Below are 25,219 nucleotides of genomic sequence, written 5' to 3'. Positions count from 1 at the left end.
CATGTGGATCTTGCAATTAAACGAAATCGAAAAATCATTTGGTGCCACCCTGATTCTGCAAGGGATCACGATGAATATCCATGAAAAAGAACGGGTAGGCCTGGTTGGCAGAAACGGAGCGGGCAAATCAACCCTTTTAAAGATCATCACGGGAGAACTTCTCCCCGACCGGGGGCAAATCTCCTTTGCGAAACAGAAAAAGATGGGCTATCTCGCCCAAGATAGCGGTTTAAAGGCTGAGCAGACGATCTGGCAGGAGATGCTGGAACCTTTTACCCCCCTCCTCATGATGGAAAGGGAACTGCGGCGCATGGAGGAAGAGATGGCCTCCCCTGGGGTCTATGGAAACGAGACCCGCCTCAGCAAGCTGACAGAGGAGTATGTCCTCCTCAGTCAACGTTTTGAAGAGGGGGGAGGATTTTCCTTCCCGGCAAAAATCCGATCCCTTTTAAGTGGGCTTGGTTTTCCGGAGGAAACCTGGGATCAGCCCATCACCTCCCTCTCCGGGGGGCAAAAGACGCGACTTGCCTTAGTGAAACTCCTCCTCACCGAACCCGATCTCCTCATCCTGGACGAGCCGACCAACTATCTCGATCTCTCCACCCTCGCTTGGCTGGAGAATTACCTTCGCACCTATCCGGGGGCTCTCCTCATCGTCTCCCATGACCGTTATTTTCTGGATAAGCTGGTCACCCGTATCGACGAGTTGGAGGGAGGAAAACTTCATTCCTACGCAGGCAATTATACCGCCTATCTGCGCCAAAGAGAAGAGGAGAGGAGGCGGCAAAAAGAAGCCTATGAGGCTCAACAAGAGGAAATCAAGCGGATGGAAGAGTTCGTGCAGAAGAATATCGCCCGGGCCAGCACGACAAAACGGGCGCAGAGCCGCAGAAAGCAGCTGGAAAAGATGGTGCGTCTCGAGCCTCCCTCCTCTCCTCCCGGATTAACCTCCTTTCAATTTGAAGTGGATCAAATTTCCGGATTTGAAGTCCTAACCGTTGAAGACCTTACGATCGGATACGAAAAACCCTTCTCACAGCCAACCCCTCTTACAAAACCCCTCCGCTTCCAGATTGAACGGGGAGAAAGGGTGGCCATCGTAGGGCCAAACGGCGTCGGCAAAACCACCTTGTTCCTCACCTTGATGGGAAAACTTCATCCGTTAGGCGGCAAGATCATCTGGGGCAGCCAGGTGAAAACCGCCTACTATGATCAAGAACAGGAGGAGCTAAATGAGGAAAAGCGGGTGATCGATGAAATCTGGGATGAGCACCGCCTCACCCCGGAGCGGGAGGTTCGAACCTGGCTGGGTCGCTTTCTCTTCCGGGGGGAAGAGGTGGAGAAGAAGGTAACCGTCTTAAGCGGAGGGGAAAGGGCCAGGCTCCAATTGTTGAAAGTCCTCCTCCGCCGGGCCAATCTCCTTCTCCTCGATGAGCCCACCAACCATCTGGATATCCCGAGCCGAGAAGCATTAGAAGAGGCACTCCTCCAATATCCGGGCACCCTCCTCTTCATCTCCCACGACCGCTATTTTCTTAACAAGATTGCCACCCGGACTTTGGAACTTACCTCGGACGGGATCACCTCTTATCTGGGGAACTATGATTATTATCTGGAAAAAAAAGAGGAGCGGGAGGAGAGGGAAAAAGAGAAAACGGCTCTGGGAAGGGGAGCAAAAGGGGTGGAGGAGCGGCATGAAAGGGGTACACTCCGGGGAGAAAAGGAAGAGGAGCGAAGCCGAAACGAAAGGGTTCATTCCCCAAAAGAGCCGCTTTCCTATGAAGAACTAAAGGCCGAAAAAAGGGAACGGCGCAAGTGGGAAAGGCAGATGGAGGAGACGGAAGAGCAGATTGAAATACTGGAACGGAGCATCCAGGAGAAGGAAGGGGAGCTTCAACGCCCCGAAATCTACGCAAATTATGATCAAACGCTGAAGTTGCACCGGGAACTGGAGGCACTCAAAAACGAATTGGATCAACTTCTTCAATTTTGGGAAGAACTGACGCTTAAATTAGAAGAGGGAAAGGAATGAAGGATTGCAAGGTGTAACAGGGGAGTTACAGCAAAGAGGAGCCCCATGGCTGCCGACACCAAACCGGAATCGTTTACCGTAAGACTCACCATGTTCACCCAGAAGAGGGCACGCAACGCCCTGTCCCAATATGTGAGGGAGCCCCTCTCGATCGGCCGGGAGCGAAGGAGATGCCATGCCAAAACGAGGAGGGAGAAAAAGAAAAGTTTATTCCATGTCGAGGCTTGGACCAGATGGAGATTCATCTTCACCTTCCTCATCATCATCTCCATCAAAACCCTAGGTCCCTCTCTGGCGGTCTGCTCCAAAATCCACCCCACGTGAGATTTCTCCTCGGCGTCCACCCCCCATTGGGATAATAGAAAAAGAGAGAAGAGAAAAACTCCCAACAATCCTCCAAAAATCACTCCGCCCCCTTTTCTAATCTGGATCCCCAAACGGGGAAGAAGAAAGAAGAGAAAAGAAAGCCAAGCCAGAAAGCCCCCGGCATTGGTCCCCAAATTAGGCAGGGCAAAATAGAGGAGGATACCTCCATAGAGGAGAAGATGGGGGAAAACACCTCGGCGAAACTCTAAGAGAAGGTAAAGAAAGAGTATGCCCCCTCCGATGAGGAGACCTGCATATTCATTGCCGATTCCGTAGAAACGGGCCGCTATAATGGGGTCATATCCTAAAAAGGAGTGTTTCATCATCGGATTCCCCAACACGCCATCGAGAAGCAAAGCCCCCACATAGAGGCCGCTAATCCATAAGTAAATCTTACCGATCTCAAGCCGTCGCAAAAAAAAGGCGATCAGAACCCCGCCTGCCGCCAGATAGAGATGATAAAGCCAAAAGGGTAAAGCGGGTGCTTTCGCACCCAAGATAAGAAGGAAAAAGGGGATGAGGAGAATATAAAGGAGAAGATAATGGGCAGCCTTCTTCATCCAAAAGGGGATTCTCCTCATCAGAATCCCAACGAGAAAGAGGAAAGACAGCCCCCCCACTTGGATAACGATGACTTGGTAGAGAAAAGAAGGGCGCGTCCTGTGAACATAGAAGGCTTTCTCCAGCTCATCGAAAAAAAAGGATTGAAGCTCCTTTCCCTCCACCCTTTCTATAGATCTCCCCTCCCTTACCGGAGAAGAAAGGCCAAAATGGGAGAGAATAGAGGGAAAGAGATCCACATTGGCCACGAATCCCTCCCTCTTTGTCGTAGGAGAAGTTAAGATTCCTCCTCCCTCTTTCCCCGTTCCCTTCCTCGGTGGGAGAAAGAGGAGGGGAGCTAGAAAATCCCCCCTCCTCTCCGAGAGGGGATCAAGGCGTACGGTAGTGATCCAGATTTCCCGATCCTCTCCGTAAACCGCTTCATTCCACAGGAGGAAGGAGAGCAACTCCTTCCTTTCCAAAATCGTCTCCGTTCCTGCAATCGGAAGCTTTGAAGCCCATCCCGTTCGTTTTTTTCTTCTCCACTCCTTCACCATAAAGGTCGCTTCTCGCTCAGGCACACCCCCCCTCCATTCGCCCCTTTTCCCCCACCCCCTGCGATCCACGACAAAGGAAGATCCCGGATGCTCGAGGAAGTCGGTTCCAACCCCATTCTCATAGATAAAAAGGGAGTCGATCCCCCCCTCCCGAAGGCGGTTTCCCACTCCTTCTGCATAAGAAAAGGAGCTTTTCCCTCCAGGCGGAAAGAGAAAGAATGCATTTCTTCCCGCAAAATGGAACGGATGAAGAAGGGAGGAACTCCCCACCTCCCTTCTCCCTGTGATGAGGGTGGCCATTTGATGAGCCGCTCCCTTTCCCCCCAAGGTGCGCATCGTCATGGCCCCGATGTATCCCCGCTCTACCAGACGGCGGAAATCGGGTGAATCTGCCATCCAATCTTTTATGCAGGGAAAGGTGAAATCGTCGACGAGGAGAAGGAGAATCCCTCCCTTTGGCGGTACCCATTCCGCTGCACGTACCGAATCTGAAAAAAACAGAAAATATGGCCCGCTAAAAAGGAGAAGGAAAAACACAAACTTATTCACAGCCCGTTCCCGCCTATTCTACAAGTTTCGACGCTATTTCCACATTATCCACAGAATGATGTGCAAAACCCCTCCACAGCTGTGGATAATCTCTCCCCCTTATCGGAGAGGGAGAAGGGAACAAATCCACAAGATCCACAGGTTATCCACAGATGTGAAATCCACAACAAAAAAAGAACGACTCCTTTCTGAATCGTTCTTTTAGTTTTTCATGAAGGTTTTTCTTTTATGCGAGGGAGAGTTGGGGATAAGCGTTTAAGGAGAGATCGGAAAACTCCCCCCGTTCATAGAGGACTTGTCCGAAAGCTGCGATCATCGCCGCATTATCGGTGCATAGGGACAGGGGGGGGATGAGGAGCTCTACTCCCGCTTCGCCTGCCCGTTTGGTTAAAGCCTTTCGCAAAGAGCGGTTGGCCGCCACCCCTCCGGCTAGGAGAAGTTGTCTCGCCCGAAATTTTTCCACAGCCTTTATGCTTTTCTCAACCAGCACCTCAACGACGGCAGCCTGAAAGCTGGCCGCCACATCGGCCGGACGAAGTGCATCGCGGTTTTTCTCCCCTTGATGGATCCGGTTTAACACGGCCGATTTAAGGCCGCTGAAGCTAAAGTCGAACGAATCCTCCTCCAAAAAGGGACGGGGGAAAGCGTAGAGGTCCTTTCCCTCCTGTGCTAAACGGTCAATTTCGGGGCCTCCCGGATAGGGAAGCCCTAAGGCCCGGGCCACCTTATCATACGCTTCCCCTGCCGCATCATCCCGGGTTTCGCCCAACACCTGAAACCGGCCATGTTCTTCCATCGCCACCAGCTCCGTATGGCCTCCGGAGACGACCAAAGCGATGAGGGGGAAACGGAATTCTTTGACAAAACGGTTGGCATAGATATGTCCGGCGATGTGGTTCACCGCCAAGAGGGGTTTTCCCAGGGCGAAGGAGAGGGCTTTGGCGGTGGAAAGGCCGACGAGAAGAGCCCCAACCAACCCCGGACCAGCTGTTACAGCAATTCCGTCAATCTCCCCCTTTTTCACCTCTGCCAGCGAAAGAGCTTCTTCAAGAATGGGGAGGATCGTTTCCACATGGCGCCGGGATGCGATTTCCGGAACGACTCCCCCAAAGGGCTTATGAAGCTCGATTTGGGAAGAGATCACGTTGGAGAGAATTTCCCGCCCATTTCGTACGATGGCTACAGAGGTTTCATCACAACTGGTTTCAATGCCTAAGATGATCCCTTGAGACAAATGCTTCCCTCCGTTACGCGATTTTCATTCGCCTTCATTTCTTAAATCGGCCCACATGATGAGGGCATCCTCATAATTATCATAATAGTAGCGCGGGCGAACCCCTGCCTCTTTAAACCCCAATTTGCGATACAGGTTTTGGGCGACGTAGTTCGTCACCCGCACTTCTAAGGTCATCTGTGTCGCCCCTAACTTCCGTGCCTCTTCCATCAGTTTACGCATCATCTTTTCTCCCAGTTTCTTACCCCGTTGGTTCGGATGGACCGCCACATTGGTCACATGAGCTTCATCCATCACCACCCACATTCCCCCGTAGCCCACGATTCCTTCTTTTCCTTCCAGCACATAATAGCGGGCAAAGAGGTTACGGGTTAACTCGTTCGTAAAAGCCTGCTCACTCCATGGCAGAGTAAAGCAAATTCTCTCCAATTCCGCCACTGCCTTCACGTCGGCTAGGCTCATATTCCGAAACCAAAAACCCCCCATGCATTCACTCTCCCATCTTCTCTTGAAGACGCACCTCCGCTTCCGTCCTTTGCAAATAGTTCGGTGTAAAGAGGAGATCCTCCTTTTCTCCATCCAGGTAGCGAATTTCACCCAGGCGGGCAATATGAGAAGCCCTGGGGAGGGAATACTCCCCAGGGAGAAAGAAAGCCTTTGCCTTTAAGGCCTTCTCGAGAAAATCCCTTACCTTTTCCGCATCCTCGCTCAGGAATAGAACCGCTTCCTCATCTTCCTTCAGTCTCTCTACAAGTTCCTCGATGTGAAAAATGTTCTCAGGAATCACCTCTTCCAATGCTCCTTGGGACCATCGATACGCGGCCGTGTAAAGGCGCCCCCTCTTGGCGTCAAAAAAGGGGACAATGAGCCCAGGAAAAAAGGGCACCTGATGGGCAAGGGCTTTTAAGCTGGAGATGCCCACTAAAGGTTTCTCCCAAGCCCAAGCCAAGGCTTTCGCCGTAGCGACGCCAATACGGACTCCGGTATAAGACCCCGGACCCTGCGCCACGGCCACCAAATCGGTTTTTTCCGGGGGAACTCCCGTCTCCTTAAAAACTTGTGCGATGGCAGGCATGAGACGGATCGAATGATTTTTCTCTCCATTGGAGGTCCACTCTGCCAGCACCTTTCCTTCGGAAAGCAAAGCGATTCCCAAAGGGAGGTTACTGGTATCGATGCCTAATGTAATCATGCATAAACTCCTTTATCCGTTCTTCATACTGCTTTCCATAGGGAATGAAACGGAGACGCCGCACCTCCCCATCTGAGGTGAAGGCAATCTCCAACCTCTCCTGAGGAAGCTCCTCCCCCAAAACCTCCGGCCATTCGATCACCGTTACTCCAGAACCATAGAAGTATTCATCAAAGCCCAATTCCTCATAACCGGTTAAACGGTAAAGATCCATATGATAAAGGGGGAGCCGCCCTTCATATTCTTTAACCAGGGTAAAGGTAGGGCTATTTACTCTGCCTGATATCCCTAACCCTAAAGCAAGACCTTGGGTAAAAGTGGTCTTCCCTGCTCCTAAGTCTCCAACAAGGGAAAGAACATCTCCCGGTTGAAGAAAGGAAGCTAAGGCTTGGGCAATCGCCCTTGTCTCTTCCGGCGAATGAGATATCATTTCGCTTACCATCCTCAGAACCCGCCTTTTTCCGAAATCTAATCCTTACATTCCCTTTCTCCCTCTCATCCCATTATACTCTTTCTTAAAAGAAAGCGGAATCAACGTTAGCCCCCCTCCGCATTTGCCGCATCGATAGAAGGCAGGATTCATCCTCCTCTTTCGGGGATATTCCATCCCGCACCCCAAACAGCGGAACAGGTAACGGATGGGCCAGGGAGATTTCCTTTTGTCTATCCGTTGACAAAAACGGGTTCCTCCCACTTTGGCCAGAAGTTCTTTAAAATCCCGATCCCGGTGACGAAACCCCTTCCCCTCCAGATGGAGGTGGTAATGGCATAACTCATGGCGGATGATGCGAAGAACCTCATCGCGCCCGTTCACTTCATATTGTTTTGGGTTAATTTCTATGGAATGGTCCTTTAGAAGATACCGTCCCCCGGTGGTACGAAGGCGCGGATTATACCGCACCTTGTGGAGAAAGGGCTTTTGAAAATCCTGAAGGGAGATTTCCTCCACCCAATGTTGGAGAAAATCATCCCCTCGCCATCCTTCCAACTCATTGAACTTTTTTCCCCATGGGCTCCCCTTCTTTTTCCTCACCCTTCCCCCTCCCAAACGCATAAAAATCCTCCAGGGCAGAGATTCCATCACCCTTTTTCGGAAGGCATGGTGATGGTGCCTACCTGAAAGCGGGCTACCATATCCCGAAGACCCCGTGCGGTCTCCTCCAATACTTCAATGCTGCGATGCATCTCCTCCATAATCGTAGAAGTCTCTTCGGAGGAGGCGGCTACTTCTTCTGCTCCGGCAGAGGTTTCCTGGGCCAGCGCCGCTGAGGATCTTGCCTGATCCGCAATGGCTTCCACTTGGCTTCTCTGATCCGCCACGATCTCCCGGATCATTCGTACCGATGTTTCAACCTGTTCCATGGAACGGGAAATAGAGGAAAAGGCCTCTTTTGAATGTTCTACCCCTTTGTTTTCGGCAACGGCCAGCTCGATGCTGGACTCAATCCGGTCGACGACAGAATGGACGGCCTCTTTTACCGTTAAGATGATCTCTGCAATCTGTTTGGAAGAGGATGAACTCTGCTCCGCCAGTTTCCGTACCTCCGAGGCAACGACGGCGAATCCCTTTCCCTGCTCCCCGGCCCGGGCCGCTTCGATCGCCGCATTGATCGCGAGGAGATTGGTTCTCTTTGCAATCTCATCGGAAGTTTCGACGATTTTTCCGATTTCTTCCGTTTTCTCCGCTAATTCCTTTACGGCCTGAGCGCTATTGCTCGAATTGAGGGTAAGTCTCTCCATCCCTGCCAAAAGTCTCTCCAATGCTTGCCGCCCTGTTTCAATGTAATGGCGGGTTCCCTGGGCATGGCTCAACACCTCTTCCATCCGCTCTTCCACCTGTCCCACCATCCTCCGCATCGCCTGAACTCCTTCGTCGGTCGATGCGGCCAGCTGCGCCTGCCGTTCTGCACCGGAGGCGATGTGTTCCGTGGTGGACGCCACTTGTTCGGCGCCGGTCACCACCTCTTTAGAACTCATCACCAGTTTCTCCGCCGTATCCTGAGTTCTCTTTGCAGATTGTTCCACATCCATCACGATGCCGGCCAATTCCTGGATCATCGCATCAAAAGAGCGGGAGAGAAGTCCTAATTCATCTTTCCTATCCAATGAAGTACGGAGGGTAAGATCCCCTTTGGCTACTTTTTCCGTTACCTTTACAATATGACGAATGGGGCGTGTAATTCTCCGGGAGAAATAGAATCCACCCAGGAGAACGAGGAGGGAGGTAACCAGGATGACCGCCATGAGAATGGCCTGCACCATCCGTACCGGTGCAAAGGCAATCGAGACAGGTGTTTCTACAAAGGCACTGAGTCCCGTTTTCGGATCATAGGCGAAGGCGGCAATCGTTTCTGCCCCGTCGATTCCCGCATACCTCCCTGAAGAAGTAAACGTCTCTTGTGCCTTTCCCTTTGTATCCATCAGTTGCTTCACGGCACCATCCTTAAGAAGCCAGTCCCCTTTCAAGTTTTCTTTGGCAATCGCATTCCCCTTTTCATCCGTAAATTGTTGTTTGAGCAGTTCTTTATCATCGGCGGCTACCAACAACCCCTCTTTATTCAGAAGAAAGGTATGGCTGCTTGCGTCTCTCTTTTCTCCCCGCATCGCATTCCAAAAGGACATCGTGTTCGCCTTGGCAACGACCACTCCGATCTTTTGCCCCAACGGGTTAATGACCGAAGCCGCATAATCGATCTCAAAGGCGTTGCTTAATGTGGAGTGGGGAAGGATGGGGCTGATATAGCTCCCTTTTTTGATCGTCTCCGTCAGAAAAGGATGGTCTTTAAACGATTGCTTCCCATCGGCGGAAAAGGTTCCATCCCTCATAAAGCCCGTTTTGGCGACCACATTCCCCTCCATGTCTATGTAAAGAAGTTCTTTAAACCGATCCGTGTTGGAATTAATGTTATATAAAAGGGCACTTATGTCATTCGAATTGGAGAAGCGGGAAAGTGTCATGGCGATCGCCTTTACCCCATCCAACATCGAGTCGTTAAAAGATTTTACGTTGCTTAACACATTGGCTGCGTTTTCCTCCGCCTGAGCCGAGAGAGATTTCGTAAGTTGGTTGGTAAGGATGGGCGTAACGATTCCCCCCATGAGGACGGCAAAGAGGAGAATGGCCGCCAGATAGCTCGCCGTAAGCTGGAAAGCCAGAGAATGCCGAAAGGGAATCTCTCTTTCCCCTCGATCTTCCTCCTTTCGTTTCGTTTTTCTCTTCCAAATCTTTTTCACATTCTTCACCGGATGTCCCTCCCGTGCTCTCAATCACTCTTCTTTCGTTCAATCGTGCTACACGTAATCCTTCAAGACGAAAACGACACTTTTTCATTATTCTACATTTCTCTTACAGTTCCTGCAATCTTTTTGAAATGGAGGGGATAAAAAAGGGCATCCTGCGTCAGGATGTCCTTTCCCTCGTATGTTCCGCTCCTATCTGCGCGAAGAATGATGGTTCTATGCTCCTCTGTTTTGGAAGAGGACCTATGGGATGGTCTTATGTGTCAATGATCCCTGGAGGGAGGAGCCATAAATTCCGGTCCTGCCGGATCCTGGATCGTTTCCGCGAGGATCTCATCGACGCGTTTTAGGTCTGCCTCATGAATGTGCCACCCGTCTATCCCCTTCACAGGGTCCAACTGCTGTGGATGCCGGGCTCCCCATAAGGCGACGGAAGCACCCGGTTGGTCAAGAATCCATCGTACGGCGAATTCGGTGAGGCTCTTTCCATAGGAACGTGCGAGATCCGTTAGTTTTTCCACGGCTTGTAAATACTGATCATATCGCGGTGGTTGAAACTTCGGATCTACTTTTCGCAGATCATCCCCCTGGAAGACCGTATCCTTGCTCATTTTCCCCGTAAGCAAACCACGGCAAAGGCTTCCGTAGAGTAAGGTGCCTATATGGTGCTCCCGGCAAAACGGCAGCACATCTTTTTCGATTTCCCGTTCAAAAAGATTGTACGGCGGTTGGTCGGTGTGAAGCGGCGCCACTTCCATCCACTCACGCATCTGCTCCGGAGAAAAGTTGCTAACTCCAATGGCGCGAATTTTCCCCTCCTTCAGCAGGTCATGTAAGGCCTCGGCCGTTTCCGCAATCGGAACGAGGGGATCGGGCCAGTGAACTTGATAAAGGTCAATGTAATCGGTTTGGAGACGCCGCAATGAATCCTCAATTTCTTTTTGAATGGCTGCCTTTGATGCGTTCCGCCGCACTCCACCTCCCGGAAGGAGTTCAAGACCTACTTTGGTCGCCACGATCACTTGATCGCGTTGTCCGTATTCTTTGAGCGCCTTACCCACAATCTCCTCTGAACGGCCTGCGCCATAGGCAGGGGCTGTGTCAATCAGGGTGATCCCTTCATGAAGGGCTTTTAGAATGGTGCGGATCGATTCTTCCTCATCCGTTCCCCCCCACATCCAACCGCCAATCGCCCATGTACCCAATCCGATTCGGCTTGCAGTAAGCCCTGAATTTCCTAAAACGATTTTTTCCATATGTAGAGGTTCCTCCTTTTTCGATTTCCCCAAAGAACCATCTTCCTTAAATCAGTATATCACAATTTTTTCCTAAAAGGATTTCTCCTCTCTCTTCATCATGCTGTGGGTGGTGATCGCATGAACTTTCCCCTGACAATGAGGACATTTTAAGTGGGAGAGCTCTTCGTTTATATCGTCTACATAAAAAATGAACCCGCATTCCTCACAAGCTACTTTTAAAACTCGGTCCAGGACAAGGGTGGTTCCGTCTCCTTCCAGATCGGTGTCAATTACTTCCATGTGCAGAGTAAGCCCAACACTTTTTTCCGCTATGGTTTTCCCTACCATCTCTCCGTCATCTCGGTAACCCATCCCGGGAATGTGATGGGCTAGGTCTTGAAGGGAAGAATTCTCCAGCTCTTTTTTTGCCAACTCCATTAATTGTTCAGGAGTGGCTCCTTGAAATGACACCCCTTTGTTTAGCCTTTCCCACACCGCTTTTAACTGATTTTCCGTGAATATAAAACGAGAGATTCTGCTAATGATCACATTTCTCAACCGCTCTCACCTCTTTTTTCCTTTTATAAACATCATACCATGAAAAAGATAAAAAACACCATTCGTTATGCAGATGGTGTTTTTTCTCTTCACATCTTGATCTTTTTTAAAAATCGATTAAACCTAAACTAATCTGAAGCGCGTCGTTCACCTTCTCCATTACTTCATCGTCCAGATGAGTAATCTTGTCGGTTAGGCGCTGTTTATCAATGGTACGAATCTGTTCCAGCAGAATGACTGAATCCCGGTCGAAACCGTGGCTTTTCGCTTCAATTTCTACGTGGGTGGGGAGCTTTGCTTTTTGGATTTGGGCGGTAATCGCTGCAACAATCACCGTCGGACTAAAGCGGTTGCCGATATCATTTTGTATGATGAGTACCGGCCTCATCCCCCCTTGTTCTGACCCGATGACGGGAGATAAATCGGCGAAAAATACATCGCCCCTCTTCACAATCAAGCCCTACACCCCACTTACTAAGCGGTCTAGAGTGAGATCTGCCTCTTCTTCCGCAAGAAAAGCCTCCGATGCAATGTTAAGATTGATGCGAGCCATCTCTTGATACCCCTGCTGCATGCTCTCTCTGATCAGGCGCCTTCTCTTCTCACGCAGATAAAGTTTCATCGCTTCCCGGATAAACTGACTTCGGTTTAAGCTTTCCCGGCGTACGATGCCGTCTACTTCCTGCAAAAGCGGTTGAGGAATACTCACGACAATGCGCTTAGTATTCGATTTTGACAACGAGACACACCTCCACGCTAGCCCAAACTATTTCCATTATTCGTCTTGCTTGTAAAAATTATACTAAACAAAACGCGTCTCTCGCTTGCCTTTGTGCATCGATTAACCCGAATCTTAGCTGCATCTCCGATTCCGTCCCATCGATAACAAGGTTAATTGTAGCAGATAATCCCTCTCGTTTCAAGATCAATGGCTGTGGGGATTTCAGAAAGTCGATGATGCGGTTTGCTCCTTTACAATTCTCGGCAGGCGGGCGGAAAGGCGAGTCACCACTTCATAGTTGATGGTATCCAAGAGGGAGGCTATCTCATCCACCCGAATCTCGTCCCCTCCCTGTCTTCCGATGAGGATCACTTCATCCCCCACCTGTACCCCGGGAATGTGGGTCACGTCGATCATGCATTGATCCATGCAGACACGGCCGACAATGGGCGCCCTTCTCCCGTGAACCAGCACAACTCCCCGATTGGAGAGCCTCCGGTCCACCCCATCCCCGTATCCGATGGGAAGCGTTGCGATCCGGGAAGGAACGGATGTGACGTAGGTTCCACCATAGCTGACCGGTTCTCCTGCGGGAAGCTCCTTCACCTGGACGATCTGTGTCTTCAAAGAGAGGACAGGTTGAAGGGGGAGAATCCCTTCTTTCTCCACCGCTTCGGAAGGGTAGAGGCCGTAGAGACTAATGCCGAATCGGACCATCGTATGGCCCCACGCCGGAAAGCGAAGGCTGCCTGCACTGTTGTTGATATGGATCGTTTTCGGGTGAATCCCTTCCCTCTTTAACCGCTCCATCCATTCCTGGAAGCGTCGATACTGCGTCACCGAATAATCTGATGTGGGGTCGTCGGCCATGGAGAAATGGCTAAAGAGCCCGTCCAACACCATTACCTCGGAATCTACGATCCTCTTCGCCGCACGAAGAAAGGATTCGGGGCTAAGAAAACCGATGCGATGCATGCCGGTATCCACTTTGAGATGGACCAATAAAGGGGGAAACTGGGGAGATAGATGGGGAATCGCTCGTTCCACCTGATCCTCCGTGAAGATGGATACGGCAATTCTTTCCCTCTGTGCATAGGGAAGAGTGCCCGGATCGGTATACCCGAGGACCAAAATGGGCGCTTCGATTCCGGCCCTGCGCAGTTCCAATCCCTCTTCCAATAAAGCGACGGCGAGACGGGTTGCCCCTGCTTTAAGCGCCGCCCTCGCGATCGGGATCGCTCCATGTCCGTATGCATTCGCCTTAACCACCGCCATCACTTCCGTTCCCTCAGGGAGATGCTCCCGGATCGCTCTCACATTATGCGCGAGGGCTTCCAAGTCTAGCTCAATATAAGTCGGTCGACAGCCGTATCTCTCCATCTCTAACCCTTTCCTTTGATCTTTATGAATCCTTCATTTCCCCAAACTTGGGTTTCTTACCGTTAATACTTTTCTGTACATTCGCCACCCGATTCATTGGGTACTGCAAGACGCATCTTTCACCGTCATCCGATCGGTTACCCCCTTATGATAGTCCTCCTTCCCGCATTTCGCAAGAAGGGTTCTAAAGATTGTCATGCGTCTATGGCTTTCAACGCGCCCCCAAAAAATCACTTCGGAGATATTTTTCATACGTTGAGACAGAAAGAAAGAGGAGCAAATGACCGTCCAGTTTCTTCATAGTAAACAAAGGAACCGAATGAATGCTTGTTCTGCTTCTAGGAGGGCGAATAAGGTTGTGAAGATATAAAAAGTACTCCTTTTGATAGGACAGACAAATGGAGTAAAAGATCGTATAATTATTCTGATTACCCTTGGTACACTTCAGCTCAAACGATTTTAAGTACACAAAGGATGGGAAAAAATGAAACTAAATTTAAAATGGATGATTGGAGCCATCATACTAACGAATATTCTTACATTCACGATCGTCAAGGTTTACTTTCCTACCACAATCAATCACAATTCCTACTTTCTGAAGATGAAGGGACAAGGAGAACACTGGAAGATCTCAGACTATCAATTTGTTTGGATAACCCATCATGGCGCAGTAAGCGGGAGTGCCAACATTACGTATGTAGCAGACCCCAATCAATTAACGGGAGGAATTTTGGTGGAAATCTATGATGATTTTAAAGGTGGCACGATCCCTCACGCAACTTATTCCGTCCCAGTTGACAGATTAGACGACAATGCATCTTTCGTGACAGGTGGTGGAGGTGCATATCCTCCGAATGATTTGGGTGTCCAGGATATCGTAAAGAAAACGTATTTTATCATTCACTGGGAGACAAAAGATGGGGTAAAACATCAGGAAAAGATAAATGTGGAGTTGGATTTTGACCGCAGGATTTTAGATCACTTCGTTGGAGTTGAATTTTAATCAGTAGGCGATACCGAAGGCTTTGTTAAAAAGTTTATCATACTTCTCGTCATAAACCCATGTTAGCCCACCGTCTTTGCTGTACAGATCAATGGTCCCTATGACACCAGTCTCCGGATCAATGAGGGCAATTGGAAAGATCCCTTCCTTTCCGTTAAAAATGGGAGAAAGGGGATCTTTTTTATATTGACTGAATTTTTCCGGAAGGGGTACAGAAAGTTTCCCCCAAGATTTGCCCTGGTCCTTGGTCCAATAAATGACCGGACCATCATCCATAAAATATCTGTACCCTAAAAAGCCAATATCCCTGTTGGAAAAACCTACGCCTGTCAGATGCTCCGAATAAATATCATTGGGGTTCCCAACTTCTTCCCATGTCTTCCCGCCATCCGAGGTCTGGAACACATAATTCAATGCACTTCCAACGCCGCGGGAGTGGCCGCTGACCATCCAACCCTCATTTTTCGACGTGAAACCGATGAATAACTCATTTCCCTTTGCGCCTTGAATGATATAATCATTCCACGTTTTTCCCATGTCGTCACTAATCAGAACATGGACTGGCGATAATTTGTCAGGTTGAGGATTATACACGATGGCCGTTTTATCCTCGGAAATAAAAAATCCGCTCGCGCTTATTCCTCTGTCCCATGTCTCTCTGGTCTTATCTAATTTTAAAGGCGTTTTCACTGTAACGGCCCCGTTCCGGTAAGAGACAGAAACGGTGCCGTCCGCATTTATGGAATACGAATTGCCGGCATCATACGCAACAATTGGGTCCCCGTCGATGCTCGAATAAATCGTACCGGGTTTAATTGCTTCCTTGCCATTCGATATGTTTGTGCAGGCGGCCAATACGCCAAGCGTTCCGATCAGAAGTACGAAGGTACAGAAAAGGCCAACACCATTTCGTTTTTTCTTCATACTAAGAATGGACATGAACCTTTGTTTCATCGCATTTTTTCCTCCGATAAAGTTAGTGGATAAGGCCAAAAACTTGGGGTTTGGGCTTTGCATGGCAGATAAAATGGCTTCACAATATTTCTTGCGATAATATAAGCTTTGTTTGCTTACGACGGTTTCATCACAGTAGATTTCTATGACTCGGCTAGCTTCACGCACCAACAACCATACGAACGGATTAAACCAATGGAGGGCATGCACCGTCAGTAGCAGCAGCTTAAACATCATGTCATGGCGCTTATAATGTACCAGTTCATGCTTGATAATAAAATACAATACATCTCTGGAATACTTTTCATGCGGCAAAAATAGCAGCGGTTTTCTGAAACCAACAATCATCGGGTTCGGGACCTTTTCGCTCGTGAGCACTGTAACCGATGGCGGAACACCCAACTGGACAAAAACGTTCTTGATCAGGGCAGCAGTACGTTTATTCTCTATAGGCCTGCTCCATCGGAGCACTTGTTGTCTAAATGTGTAGTACCCTACAACATGGTAAAGTAAAAACAACATGACCCCGATAAGCCAGACTATGGCAATAATGGAGAATAGCGAAGGGCTTTCGATTGCCGATTCGACGACTGCTTGTATCGGCTGATCGGCGATTGTTGGTTTGACTTGCGTCTCCTTTAGCGTGCCCTCTTGAAAACCAGAATTTATGGTTTGTCTTTCAGGAAGTTGGATTTCTATAAGATTACTACTAAAAGGAAAATTGAAAGGTAGTAGTAAACGGATCGTTAAAATTACCCATATCCAATAGGTCCATTTTGCTGTATAACGTTTGCGCAGCAGGGGAGTCAGAAGAAGCAAGCTCACTATCAGCAGACTCGTCGTCGCTGAAGTGATCAGATAGTCTTTGAATACGCTTGAAAGCATCAGCTCCCCTCCTTTTCTACTTTATCAATCAGTTTCCGAAGCTCTATAAGATCGTTTTTGGTAATCGCCTTCCCATTGTACAAGGACAGAACCATGTCCTGGACAGAGTTGCCAAACAACTTCATCAGTGTTGATTTACCTTCACTTTCCTTATAGTCCTTTTCCGATACGGCAGCACGGTATCTGTTGTTGCGGCCCTCCTTCTCGCAATATAGAAAGCCCTTTTCTGTTAGGCGTGCAAGCACGGTCATTAAAGTGGGCAATGACCATTTTCGTTTATCCCTCAATTGTTCCAAAATGTAGGAGGAGCTTACGCTTTGGTCAGCCCTCCAGATCACGAGCATGATTTCCAATTCCGCATCCGGTAGCCGTTTCAATTTGGGTTCCATGCTTCAATCTCCTCGTTATACAATTGTATAATTTGGACCATTATAATTCACCCAAGATATGTATGTCAATAAAATCGGGCAACCATTTTTGCACTCCAATTTTTTGCACTCCAATATAGTCGTCGCATTACTCTTTTGTGCCAGCGTGCGGATTGTTGGCAGCTTTCACCATACGAAAAGCAAAAAATACAATCAAAGTCAAAGCCATTGCAAAGAAACTTTTCGTAGAAAAAACGACGGTTAAAACCTATATTCGACGCATTGCGGAGAAGTTCAATGTCGAAAATAATATTGAAGCTTTATTCCGCTACATAGACGACGTGAATCGCCAAGGATGAATCATGAAGGGTTCTAAAGATCCCGCTTTAAAAATAGCCGGATGGAAAAAAGGGCGGAAAGAAGATAAAGGAGAACGGCAAAGAGGGTGAAAAAGGCGACCCCTCCCCCGGGGAATCAGATGGGAAGAAAGAGGAGCAAATGACCGTCCAGTTTCTTCATAATTAAAGTGTATATAGGAGCCGAATGAAGGTTTGTCCTACTCCTAGGAGGATCAATAAGGTTGAGAAGATTAAAAAAGTACTCCTTTTGGTAGGACAGACAAATGGAGTAAAAGATAGTATAGTTATACCAGAAGCGGATATCGCGTAAGACACATAATCATAAAGCCCTTACAACCTCTAGACTACCAAGATAGATCTTCACGCGGTTTCGCTAACGAAATGAAGGAGGGATGAATCAAAAAGATAAGAATCTTACATCGTGTTCACTTTGGTTCAAAAAGTTCTGTACGTGAGGGAGAAAACTACGAAAGAAAGGGGGTGAATTAAGATGAATAACAAATTACGGTTCTTAACGGTTATTAGTTTAGTAGCAGTATTGACGCTTAGTACAGTAACTGTGTTTGCTGGAACGTCTTGGAATTCTTTTGCAGGCGTGTTACCTTCGATGCAACAATGGATAGAGTTAACTACAGATACTAACCTTAACAACACATATGCCCAAGCTCAGATTTTAAGTGTTGGTGGTGAGTACAAGATGAACATGAATGTTTATGACAAAAATGTCTCACCGGAAAAGCAAGTATCTGCGACATACCTTGATGCTACTGACGGTACTTTAGCAGAATTTAACTTGGATTCCTCCTCACTAAATCATACAGTTGGATTGCGAGGATGGGCAGCTAGGTGGTCTATCTATGAAGTGGAGTACTCCGGTCAATTTAGAGCGGATCAATAAGAGCACTAAAAAGAGATGAAAAAGTGGTAAGATTGAACGTTTGACAATCGTCAAACGTTCTTATATATGGAAGGGGTGACCGGAATGCAAAAGCTGTTAAAAAGCAACGTTACTTATATTAGCCTGATTACCTTACTCATTATGGTAGGATTGGCTGTCTGGCAGGGATTTACCTCCTATAAGGAAGAATTTGATATAACACAAAGAATTAATGGTGAATTTGCAGATTCAGTGGCTCTTATATCCCCTAGCCAATACTGGATCGGCTTATCTGATGCCTTCTTCTCCTCTTTTTATTATTTTATCTTTCCGCTGCTGGTCTCGTTGCCAGTCGTGGACACCATCTATCAGGAGCGGGAAACCGGAAACCTCCTCTATCAACTAAGCCGAAGGAGCAGGAAGGATTATTACACCAAGAAGTTTATTTTCACCTTTTTCATCTCCTTTCTCCTTTTCTTGCTTCCATTATTGATTGGGATTGCACTGATGAACTTCTTATCGGGGACTTGGGATTATTCGGGGTTTTCCGCCGCATATGACAAACTGGTGCGCGGGACGGCCGTTGTTGGCGATTCAACCGCTCTCTCAAGAAAAAAAGAGCTATTTTCAGATTTATTAAGGGTCTCCCCATATCTATATATTCTGGTTTACTATATTATCGGAGCGTTCTATGCCGGTGCTTATGCAACTTTCGGTTTGGCTGCTTCCTTATGGCTGAAAAACAGGTATCTGATCCTGTTTATGCCGTTAGTGCTCTATCTAGGAGGGTGGTTCATATTTAGCACTCTTCATTTATTAAATTGGGATCCTTTTGATTTTCTAGATCCACGCCAGGCTGTAGGTAGATTATTCTACGCTCCCTTTATCATTGATTTCGTAATCCTCATGCTGCTTACCGTAGCGTTGTATGTGATGGGAGTGAAAAGGAATCGTGACATCTTATCGTAACATTTTTCGGTTTGTCATTCAGGATTTCTTGTTAAGGAAGAAAAAGAACACAGCGATTCTTGGCTTCATTCCAATCATCTTTCTTTTGAATGGTTTATTTTCTTTTTTGGTGAAAACCTTCATCTCTGTGGAAGATTTGATTATGACGTTTCGATTTGAATTTTTATATAATCCATTGTTTATTTTATTGCTCGGAATCAATAGTGATTTAAATACCCTGTGGATGATGCAAAGATATCGGCGGAGAGAAGATCTTGCCACCTACCTTATTTGGTTGGTCCTTCTATATGCCTTCCTCTTTACACTGGTTATTCTCTTGTCGGGGATAGTGGGATATCATTTTTTTCTACAACGACCATTGGCGGACGTATCATCTCTTTCTTTATTTGCGGTGATCTTATTTCTACTGCTTGTGGCCATAGGACTCCTCTTTACCTCGATTGCAGTAGCTAGTAATCGGATAACAGCCTCTTTCTTCATGATTTTTCTCGTTATTCTCGATAAAGAATCTACGACTGTAATCATCCCATTTATTTTACAGTATGGGTATCGGGTCATGCCGATTGTGATGATGATCCTCCTGGGTATCATGATTATTTTGATGTCGTTCATCATTGGCAAACAGATGAAGCAAAAGGATTTCTTTCATTAAGGAGGTGAGCCGTTGAAAATTATCGCGTTGGAATGTCGTTTGTTACAGCAAGATTTCCTAAAATTCATAGGGTTGATCTTCAGTATCCCGATCCTTGAATTTTTGCTTTTCGCCGGGAATGGGATCATTTCCCCCGAGTGGACGACGAGTGAGGTCTTAGGCTTATTGTACGGTTCGGTCAATAATTACCCAATGAACTGGATCTATTGGATTTTTCTAAGCTTTGGGTTTCTCATACAGCTGCAGATCGTATGGAAACCGACTGTCCATACGTTTGAACTCTACCAACTTCTTCGGTATAAAAATGCAAGTCTTTATTGGTGGAGCAAAATGATCGTGGGCTTTCTTTTCACCGTTTTTTACTTATTATGCAATATAGCCGTTATTTTTGTTGGCTCATTATTTTTTCACGCTCAAGCTGCTTGGGATTTTCAATGGCTGATCCTCTTGATGAGCCTAACGTTTAACTTTTATGTCCACGCACTACTGTGGCTTACGCTGAAGCTTTATACACTCGTGGAAGTGGCCAATATCGTAATCGCACTTCTCTTTTATGCCGGCGCACGGATTGTGGAACCGTATATTCCTCTTTATTATGGGATGAAAGAGAATGTCCACGGGTACTTACTGCTTGTGATGGTACTCGAATGGCTGGTCATTTTGCTGTTGGCAGCCTTAATCATACGAAAAGCTAAGAGAATGGATTTTAATTAGGAGGGTGATCATGATGGTGGCAGTTCAGTTAAATAAGGTAAGTAAAACGATCAAAGGCAGAGAAATATTAAGCGATGTATCGTTTACCATTGAAAAAGGAAAAATTATTGGATTTGTCGGGCGGAACGGATCCGGGAAATCGATGTTGTTTCGCGTCATTACAGGTCTTGTAAAACCTACATCCGGGGAGGTCTCTTTATTCGGGGAGACGCTGCATCGAACGATCTCTTTCCCGAGAAGCGTCGGCATGATCTTGGAAAAGCCCGGATTTTTGGAACAATATACAGGGTTTGATAATTTAAAGTTTCTCGCCGATATTCAGAGAAAGATAGGTCCGGAGCGGATTAAAGAAGCCATGGTTCAAGTGGGACTGGATCCGGAGGATAAACGGAATGTGAAAGCATATTCCCTAGGAATGAAGCAGAAGCTGGCGATTGCCCAAGCCATTATGGAGGAACCGGAACTCATTTTATTGGACGAACCGACGAACGGATTGGACGAGGATTCCGTAAAAAAGGTGTATGACCTGATCAAAAAAGAAAATGAACGGGGTGCCACAATTCTATTAACTTCCCATCATAAGGCGGATATCGAAACCTTATGCCATGAAGTGTATAAAGTAGATTCCGGGAAGGTCTCAAAAGCGGAGGATCCCTCATAGGAGGGAGTTATTGTCCAATTCAATTTTGCATGATATATTAGATGTAAATAATGCCTGCCGCGGTAGATTTTACAACACCTTCAGACTGCGCATCTGGCGGCGCAGGAGGGGTAAGTGTTGTACGGATTGAATGATGTTCGGCGAAATGATCCGGGTATACATGGTGTACATGTAGGAAGGGAGGAGCTGGAGGCGCTTTTGGAGGTGTTGAATGATCGGAGTAACACTTCGGGCTGTAATGAAGAGATTGCCTCACCTGACTCCGAGACGAATGGGGAATCGGTTCGAATAAGGGTGCAAACAGAGCGGCAGCAGATGACAACGAAGCATCTTGAACTTCTTAAGATGGTATCTTCCTTGATTGGAGAACGGGTTCGTCGGAAGCAACAAATGCATGGTTTAATGAGAGACATGATCATGGTGATTACGGATCAAACGCTCCAAATCGTTCGAGTCATCGATCCAGAAGCGCTTTCTTCTGTGGAATGGCAACGTCGCCTAAAGGGCTTGGTTTTAGCGAGAGGGATGTTGATTGATGAATGGCATTTTGGGGCACAAGCGTTTACCTTCGCGCGAAAAAGCAAGGGTCTAAAAGCCGTTTGGGGGTTGGAGCACAGTTGTCCGAATCTGAAAGAGGTCTGGACCGTGGCGGCACCGATTAAAATAAGATTCTGCCATGTGGAGAGCGATCTCATTGGCTATGCAGGGTTGATCATCGATGCTCGAAAGGAAGTAGAAGGTTATGCGGCGTGGTTGTCTGAAATGTTAATCGGTATTGAGGAGCGATTCGTACCGGAAAGAGATTGGTATAAGAACTTCAAACGGATTAGGCCATCTGTGGCCGTTCGTCTTCCTGAAATGGTGACAAAATTATTAACACCTCGTGAAATCGAGGTGTTGGAGTTATTAATCGCCGGCTTTAATATCAAAGCCATTGCAAAGAAACTTTTCGTCGAAAAAACGACGGTTAAAACCCATATTCGACGCATTGCGGAGAAGTTCAATGTTGAAAATACGATTGAAGCTTTATTCCGCTGCATAGACGATGTGAATCGCCATGGATGAATCATGAAGGGTTCTAAAGATCCCGCTTTAAAAAGAGGCGGATAGAGAGAAGGGCGGAAAGAAGATAAAGGAGAACGGCAAAGAGGGTGAATAAGGCGACCCCTCCCCCGGGGAATCGATCCAGCCCGTTTAAAACGTCGTTTACCCGGTCCATGATCTCCGGAGATTCTGTGGCGACATTCATGAGAAAGAAAAAGAGAAAGAAAAGGATGAAATTGATCCAGCGCGCCTTGATCGGCCCAAACCAAAACAAAACCGGATAGTTGACGCCGAAAAAAACCAAGGTTCCCGCAAAAACCAGAAAAAGAGATTCCAATGTAATCGGGGGGAATCCGGGAAGGAAAGGAAGAAGGTTTAAGATCACCCCTACAAGTCCATAGAAGGTCATGATCAGGAAGAAATACAAACAAACCGTCAGATATTTCACCGCCACAATCTTCCACCGCTTCACGGGAAGAATGGCCAAATAACGATAAGCCGTTTCATCATGGGCCATGGATGTGGTCCCCAAAAGATAAATCAGGGGGAAGGCAAAAAAGGGAAAAGAAAATTCGGTGCCTTTCCCGTTCATCGTAATGAAAAAAGAGGCGAACAAAAGGTAAAGGATCATCACCGTAAGATATTTCTTTTGCAAGAGTAGATCTTTAAGCACGAGCGGTCCCATCGGGATTCCTCCTTGTATAATAAATCATTATTTCATCTAATGTAGGCTTCTCAAAGACGAGCCCCTCTTTATATTCCTTCATCAATTCTCCTTTTCTCTCCGTCAGGCCCTCAAACCCGAAAGCATGCTCCTTAAAACCGATCAACTTCTCTTTCATCGATTCCGTCAGAAGTTCCCTTCCCCCTTTCACCAGGCTATATCGTTCCATCATCTCATCTTTTGTCATGCTAAAGCGAATTTTTCCCCCATCAATCAACGTGATATAATCGGCTATTCTTTCCAGATCGGAGGTAATATGGGTGGAGAAAAAGACCGATTTCCCTTCATCCTCCATCAGTTCCTGGAGAATGTCCAAAAATTCGCTCCGCACGACGGGATCGAGGCCCGAAGTGGGTTCATCCAAGATGAGGAGATCGGCATGGTGGGACAAGGCTAAGCTTAAGGCGAACTTCATCTTCATCCCTTTCGATAAATCTTTGATCTTCTTGTGCAGGGGCAGGGAAAAACGGTCGATATATTCCCGGAAACGCGCCTCATCCCATCTTTTATAAAAAGGAGCAACCACCCGCTTCATATCAAGGAGGGTTAACGTTTCATAGAGATAATTCTCATCAAATACCACTCCAATCCTCTGCTTGATCTCCTCGCTCTGAAGTATTGGATCCTGTCCCAAAATCTTTACGTCCCCCCCATCCCTCTTTAACAGACCGAGCAAAATGCGGATGGTGGTGCTTTTGCCCGCCCCATTCGGCCCAATAAAACCCATAATATATCCCTGGGGTAGAGAGAATGAAACGCCATCCAACGCAAAATCGCCAAATGACTTGCTCAAATTCTTCACTTCCAGACTATACTCCAAGTCCTATCCCTCCACATAAAGAATCTTTACCATTTCCAGCAAATCGTCTAAGGACAAATCGATTCCCTTGGCCGCCGTCACCGCTTCCGCCAATTTTTCCTCCACGATCTTCACGCGGGCTTCCCGCAGCATTTCCAGGTTTTCGGCGGCGACAAATGTCCCTTTCCCCGGAACGCTATACAGGTATCCCTCCTTTTCCAATTCGTCATAGGCCCGCTTGGTGGTGATCACACTAATTTGCAACTCTTTGGCCAGCGTTCGAATGGAGGGCAACATCTCCCCTGTTTTAAGCTCCCCCGTCACAATCGCCTGTTTGATTTGACGTATGATCTGATCATAAATGGGGAGCTCGGACGCATTCGACAAGATGATCCTCATAGACCGGGCAACCCTCCCTTCGATGAGAAGCTCATCGGAATTATCGTTCATATACACTATATACGGTTATAACGGTTCTGTCAAGTTTTAAAAAAAATAAAATGCCCATGGATTGGGCATTTGTCTAAGCGGAGATCCTATTTCCCTGTCTGGCCGAAGACCGATTTGGCCACGTTCACCATCTCTTCGTCGGGAAGATTGGCGGTCATGAGGGTAAAATCAACGCCATTGTAAGTAAAGCGGAGGGTTTTTACGTTGCCGTTTACCGTCTTGACTCCCATGAGGAAATCTAAATCGACAGGTTCTCCTTCGGAAGCAATCACCATCCGCTCCTTTACCGGCTCTTCAATCACCGTGTACTGGTAGACGCCCCCGTATTGGAAAATCACCTTCTTCCCTTCCTCGTTTTCTATCTCATCCATGCCGGTAGCCTTTACCCCATCAGGCAGGTATGCCGGTTCAATGACGGAGAAATCTTTGTTCGCTCCCTCTTCTCCCATCACCGGAAGCGAAGGGGCACTCGAGCTTGTCATGTTATGCTGGGTATCAAAGGCATCATCATCAAACTTGGTATCGAAGCGAAAATCCTCAAAGGTCAGTGAAACGAGAACCTTATAATCAGGGTCCATCACCTCTACCTTTTTGGGAGCCAGCGTCTTCGCATCAAACCAAACCCGTTGATAGGCCAATGTCCGGTTCTGGTAGTTGGCTTTCACCTGAAAGAGATAAGCATTCTCTTCTGTCGCAAAACTTTTCTCCGGATCGTTTATTATACTATTTACGAGGGATTCGAAGAGATAAACCTGCCCCTGGCGATCCGGCCAATTACTCTGAAAACGGAAACTCTTATTCAGATGCGGGGTAAGGACAAAAACGCCCTCCTGATTTTTCAAGATGATCTGTTTTACGCTTTTTTCCACATTGGTCAAAGCGATGCGGAAAAAGTCCGGCCGCTTATGCCATACTTCCACTTTATAGGACTGGGAAGCCTGGCCTGTTTTAAGGGTTAACGTTCCTTGAGCCATATAGCTTTGTAAACTTTTCATCTTCTTCTCCAGATCGGCCGCCACCTGGTCAGGACCTTTGCTCCCACAACCGGAGAGAAGAAGGAGGAGAAGCCCGGCAGTGAGAACCGCGAAGAGTCCCCTTCGTTTTCTCAATTAACCTCAACCCTTTCCTGTAAGATGAGAGGGGAGGTGGTCCC

General features: G+C 47.6%; 27 protein-coding genes. 9 read left to right on the top strand and 18 right to left on the bottom strand.

Annotated features, from left to right (window positions below):
* Window position 1: 1 nt before the first annotated feature.
* Window positions 2–2,032, top strand: a complete 2,031-nt coding sequence (locus THEAE_RS0100725) for an ABC-F family ATP-binding cassette domain-containing protein (protein WP_028986210.1) — start codon at window positions 2–4, stop codon at window positions 2,030–2,032.
* Here the strand turns inward: THEAE_RS0100725 and THEAE_RS0100720 are convergent.
* The 12 genes from THEAE_RS0100720 to alr form a co-directional block, all read right to left on the bottom strand.
* Complete coding sequence (locus THEAE_RS0100720; protein WP_028986209.1) at window positions 1,984–4,044, bottom strand: hypothetical protein; 2,061 nt, start codon at window positions 4,042–4,044, stop codon at window positions 1,984–1,986. The two genes, THEAE_RS0100725 and THEAE_RS0100720, sit on opposite strands and share 49 nt — an antisense overlap.
* A 226-nt stretch (window positions 4,045–4,270) precedes the next feature.
* Window positions 4,271–5,278, bottom strand: coding sequence for a tRNA (adenosine(37)-N6)-threonylcarbamoyltransferase complex transferase subunit TsaD (gene tsaD / locus THEAE_RS0100715; protein WP_005586501.1), 1,008 nt, complete (start codon window positions 5,276–5,278; stop codon window positions 4,271–4,273).
* A 24-nt stretch (window positions 5,279–5,302) separates the two neighbouring features.
* Window positions 5,303–5,764, bottom strand: coding sequence for a ribosomal protein S18-alanine N-acetyltransferase (rimI, locus tag THEAE_RS0100710; protein WP_005586499.1), 462 nt, complete (start codon window positions 5,762–5,764; stop codon window positions 5,303–5,305).
* 4 nt (window positions 5,765–5,768) lie between these two features.
* The gene (tsaB, locus tag THEAE_RS0100705; protein ID WP_005586497.1) at window positions 5,769–6,470 is read right to left on the bottom strand and encodes a tRNA (adenosine(37)-N6)-threonylcarbamoyltransferase complex dimerization subunit type 1 TsaB; all 702 of its coding nucleotides are present in this window, start codon (window positions 6,468–6,470) and stop codon (window positions 5,769–5,771) included.
* A complete protein-coding gene (gene tsaE / locus THEAE_RS0100700) occupies window positions 6,442–6,912 on the bottom strand; it encodes a tRNA (adenosine(37)-N6)-threonylcarbamoyltransferase complex ATPase subunit type 1 TsaE (RefSeq protein ID WP_005586496.1) in 471 nt (156 codons plus the stop codon). The genes tsaB and tsaE overlap by 29 nt, the downstream gene beginning before the upstream one ends.
* 33 nt (window positions 6,913–6,945) lie before the next feature.
* Window positions 6,946–7,458, bottom strand: coding sequence for a SprT family protein (locus THEAE_RS0100695; RefSeq protein WP_028986207.1), 513 nt, complete (start codon window positions 7,456–7,458; stop codon window positions 6,946–6,948).
* A gap of 92 nt (window positions 7,459–7,550) precedes the next feature.
* On the bottom strand, window positions 7,551–9,713 hold the full coding sequence (locus THEAE_RS0100690; protein WP_028986206.1) for a methyl-accepting chemotaxis protein: 2,163 nt from the start codon (window positions 9,711–9,713) through the stop codon (window positions 7,551–7,553).
* A 260-nt stretch (window positions 9,714–9,973) separates the two neighbouring features.
* The gene (locus THEAE_RS0100685) at window positions 9,974–10,966 is read right to left on the bottom strand and encodes an aldo/keto reductase (protein WP_028986205.1); all 993 of its coding nucleotides are present in this window, start codon (window positions 10,964–10,966) and stop codon (window positions 9,974–9,976) included.
* Window positions 10,967–11,038: 72 nt separating this feature from the next.
* Window positions 11,039–11,506 carry a hypothetical protein gene (locus tag THEAE_RS19530; protein ID WP_005586487.1) on the bottom strand — a complete coding sequence of 156 codons (468 nt, stop codon included), beginning with the start codon at window positions 11,504–11,506 and terminating at the stop codon, window positions 11,039–11,041.
* 106 nt (window positions 11,507–11,612) lie between these two features.
* A complete protein-coding gene (locus THEAE_RS0100675) occupies window positions 11,613–11,963 on the bottom strand; it encodes a type II toxin-antitoxin system PemK/MazF family toxin (RefSeq protein ID WP_005586486.1) in 351 nt (116 codons plus the stop codon).
* 3 nt (window positions 11,964–11,966) lie between these two features.
* Window positions 11,967–12,245, bottom strand: a complete 279-nt coding sequence (locus tag THEAE_RS0100670) for a CopG family ribbon-helix-helix protein (protein ID WP_005586485.1) — start codon at window positions 12,243–12,245, stop codon at window positions 11,967–11,969.
* Between the two features lie 204 nt (window positions 12,246–12,449).
* Window positions 12,450–13,607, bottom strand: coding sequence for an alanine racemase (gene alr, locus THEAE_RS0100665; RefSeq protein ID WP_028986204.1), 1,158 nt, complete (start codon window positions 13,605–13,607; stop codon window positions 12,450–12,452).
* Between the two features lie 484 nt (window positions 13,608–14,091).
* Here alr and THEAE_RS0100660 point away from each other — a divergent pair, with 484 nt between their 5' ends.
* Window positions 14,092–14,610, top strand: a complete 519-nt coding sequence (locus THEAE_RS0100660) for a hypothetical protein (protein WP_028986203.1) — start codon at window positions 14,092–14,094, stop codon at window positions 14,608–14,610.
* Here THEAE_RS0100660 and THEAE_RS0100655 read toward each other — a convergent pair whose 3' ends face one another.
* Together THEAE_RS0100655 and THEAE_RS0100650 are read right to left on the bottom strand one after the other, a co-directional pair.
* Window positions 14,611–16,449 (bottom strand): M56 family metallopeptidase, encoded by a 1,839-nt coding sequence (locus tag THEAE_RS0100655; RefSeq protein ID WP_028986202.1) that lies wholly within the window; start codon window positions 16,447–16,449, stop codon window positions 14,611–14,613.
* Window positions 16,449–16,838 (bottom strand): BlaI/MecI/CopY family transcriptional regulator, encoded by a 390-nt coding sequence (locus tag THEAE_RS0100650; RefSeq protein WP_028986201.1) that lies wholly within the window; start codon window positions 16,836–16,838, stop codon window positions 16,449–16,451. Before THEAE_RS0100650 ends, THEAE_RS0100655 begins: the two co-directional genes overlap by 1 nt.
* 137 nt (window positions 16,839–16,975) lie before the next feature.
* On the opposite strand from THEAE_RS0100650, the gene THEAE_RS23780 reads away from it, so the two are divergent.
* The 7 genes from THEAE_RS23780 to THEAE_RS0100615 all read left to right on the top strand — a co-directional run bounded on the left by THEAE_RS23780 (window position 16,976) and on the right by THEAE_RS0100615 (window position 22,114).
* Window positions 16,976–17,176, top strand: coding sequence for a LuxR C-terminal-related transcriptional regulator (locus tag THEAE_RS23780; protein ID WP_084213392.1), 201 nt, complete (start codon window positions 16,976–16,978; stop codon window positions 17,174–17,176).
* A gap of 490 nt (window positions 17,177–17,666) precedes the next feature.
* Window positions 17,667–18,074, top strand: a complete 408-nt coding sequence (locus tag THEAE_RS0100640; protein WP_005586479.1) for a hypothetical protein — start codon at window positions 17,667–17,669, stop codon at window positions 18,072–18,074.
* Between the two features lie 84 nt (window positions 18,075–18,158).
* A complete protein-coding gene (locus tag THEAE_RS0100635; protein ID WP_005586478.1) occupies window positions 18,159–19,022 on the top strand; it encodes a hypothetical protein in 864 nt (287 codons plus the stop codon).
* A gap of 142 nt (window positions 19,023–19,164) precedes the next feature.
* Complete coding sequence (locus THEAE_RS0100630; protein ID WP_156920515.1) at window positions 19,165–19,674, top strand: hypothetical protein; 510 nt, start codon at window positions 19,165–19,167, stop codon at window positions 19,672–19,674.
* Window positions 19,675–19,686: 12 nt separating this feature from the next.
* Window positions 19,687–20,388: a hypothetical protein gene (locus tag THEAE_RS0100625; RefSeq protein WP_005586476.1), complete on the top strand. Its 702-nt coding sequence runs from the start codon at window positions 19,687–19,689 to the stop codon at window positions 20,386–20,388.
* Window positions 20,389–20,401: 13 nt separating this feature from the next.
* A complete protein-coding gene (locus THEAE_RS0100620; protein ID WP_028986200.1) occupies window positions 20,402–21,049 on the top strand; it encodes an ABC transporter ATP-binding protein in 648 nt (215 codons plus the stop codon).
* A gap of 117 nt (window positions 21,050–21,166) precedes the next feature.
* Window positions 21,167–22,114, top strand: coding sequence for a response regulator transcription factor (locus THEAE_RS0100615; RefSeq protein ID WP_028986199.1), 948 nt, complete (start codon window positions 21,167–21,169; stop codon window positions 22,112–22,114).
* A 13-nt stretch (window positions 22,115–22,127) separates the two neighbouring features.
* On the opposite strand, the gene THEAE_RS0100610 is transcribed toward THEAE_RS0100615, so the two are convergent.
* The 4 genes from THEAE_RS0100610 to THEAE_RS0100595 form a co-directional block, all read right to left on the bottom strand.
* Window positions 22,128–22,778: an ABC-2 transporter permease gene (locus tag THEAE_RS0100610; RefSeq protein WP_028986198.1), complete on the bottom strand. Its 651-nt coding sequence runs from the start codon at window positions 22,776–22,778 to the stop codon at window positions 22,128–22,130.
* Complete coding sequence (locus tag THEAE_RS0100605; protein WP_005586472.1) at window positions 22,759–23,637, bottom strand: ABC transporter ATP-binding protein; 879 nt, start codon at window positions 23,635–23,637, stop codon at window positions 22,759–22,761. The genes THEAE_RS0100610 and THEAE_RS0100605 overlap by 20 nt, the downstream gene beginning before the upstream one ends.
* Before the next feature lie 3 nt (window positions 23,638–23,640).
* Complete coding sequence (locus tag THEAE_RS0100600) at window positions 23,641–24,015, bottom strand: GntR family transcriptional regulator (RefSeq protein WP_028986197.1); 375 nt, start codon at window positions 24,013–24,015, stop codon at window positions 23,641–23,643.
* Between the two features lie 137 nt (window positions 24,016–24,152).
* Window positions 24,153–25,175, bottom strand: coding sequence for an outer membrane lipoprotein-sorting protein (locus THEAE_RS0100595; RefSeq protein WP_005586470.1), 1,023 nt, complete (start codon window positions 25,173–25,175; stop codon window positions 24,153–24,155).
* Between the last annotated feature and the right edge of the window lie 44 nt (window positions 25,176–25,219).

This window comes from Thermicanus aegyptius DSM 12793 (assembly GCF_000510645.1).
GTDB lineage: Bacteria > Bacillota > Bacilli > Thermicanales > Thermicanaceae > Thermicanus > Thermicanus aegyptius.
The sequence above is the reverse complement of the archived record's forward strand: the minus strand, read 5'-3'. Positions and strand labels throughout refer to the sequence as shown.

What these genes read in the sequence shown, in the direction of transcription:
- THEAE_RS0100610 (WP_028986198.1), bottom strand. Translation starts at nt 22,778, where the DNA reads ATGGGACCGCTCGTGCTTAAAGATCTACTCTTGCAAAAGAAATATCTT.
- alr (WP_028986204.1), bottom strand. Translation starts at nt 13,607, where the DNA reads ATGGAGAGATACGGCTGTCGACCGACTTATATTGAGCTAGACTTGGAA.
- rimI (WP_005586499.1), bottom strand. Translation starts at nt 5,764, where the DNA reads ATGGGGGGTTTTTGGTTTCGGAATATGAGCCTAGCCGACGTGAAGGCA.
- THEAE_RS0100660 (WP_028986203.1), top strand. Translation starts at nt 14,092, where the DNA reads ATGAAACTAAATTTAAAATGGATGATTGGAGCCATCATACTAACGAAT.
- tsaB (WP_005586497.1), bottom strand. Translation starts at nt 6,470, where the DNA reads ATGATTACATTAGGCATCGATACCAGTAACCTCCCTTTGGGAATCGCT.
- THEAE_RS0100640 (WP_005586479.1), top strand. Translation starts at nt 17,667, where the DNA reads ATGAATAACAAATTACGGTTCTTAACGGTTATTAGTTTAGTAGCAGTA.
- THEAE_RS0100635 (WP_005586478.1), top strand. Translation starts at nt 18,159, where the DNA reads ATGCAAAAGCTGTTAAAAAGCAACGTTACTTATATTAGCCTGATTACC.
- THEAE_RS0100725 (WP_028986210.1), top strand. Translation starts at nt 2, where the DNA reads ATGTGGATCTTGCAATTAAACGAAATCGAAAAATCATTTGGTGCCACC.
- THEAE_RS0100655 (WP_028986202.1), bottom strand. Translation starts at nt 16,449, where the DNA reads ATGCTTTCAAGCGTATTCAAAGACTATCTGATCACTTCAGCGACGACG.
- THEAE_RS0100650 (WP_028986201.1), bottom strand. Translation starts at nt 16,838, where the DNA reads ATGGAACCCAAATTGAAACGGCTACCGGATGCGGAATTGGAAATCATG.
- tsaE (WP_005586496.1), bottom strand. Translation starts at nt 6,912, where the DNA reads ATGGTAAGCGAAATGATATCTCATTCGCCGGAAGAGACAAGGGCGATT.
- THEAE_RS0100630 (WP_156920515.1), top strand. Translation starts at nt 19,165, where the DNA reads ATGACGTTTCGATTTGAATTTTTATATAATCCATTGTTTATTTTATTG.
- THEAE_RS0100600 (WP_028986197.1), bottom strand. Translation starts at nt 24,015, where the DNA reads ATGAGGATCATCTTGTCGAATGCGTCCGAGCTCCCCATTTATGATCAG.
- THEAE_RS0100620 (WP_028986200.1), top strand. Translation starts at nt 20,402, where the DNA reads ATGGTGGCAGTTCAGTTAAATAAGGTAAGTAAAACGATCAAAGGCAGA.
- THEAE_RS0100685 (WP_028986205.1), bottom strand. Translation starts at nt 10,966, where the DNA reads ATGGAAAAAATCGTTTTAGGAAATTCAGGGCTTACTGCAAGCCGAATC.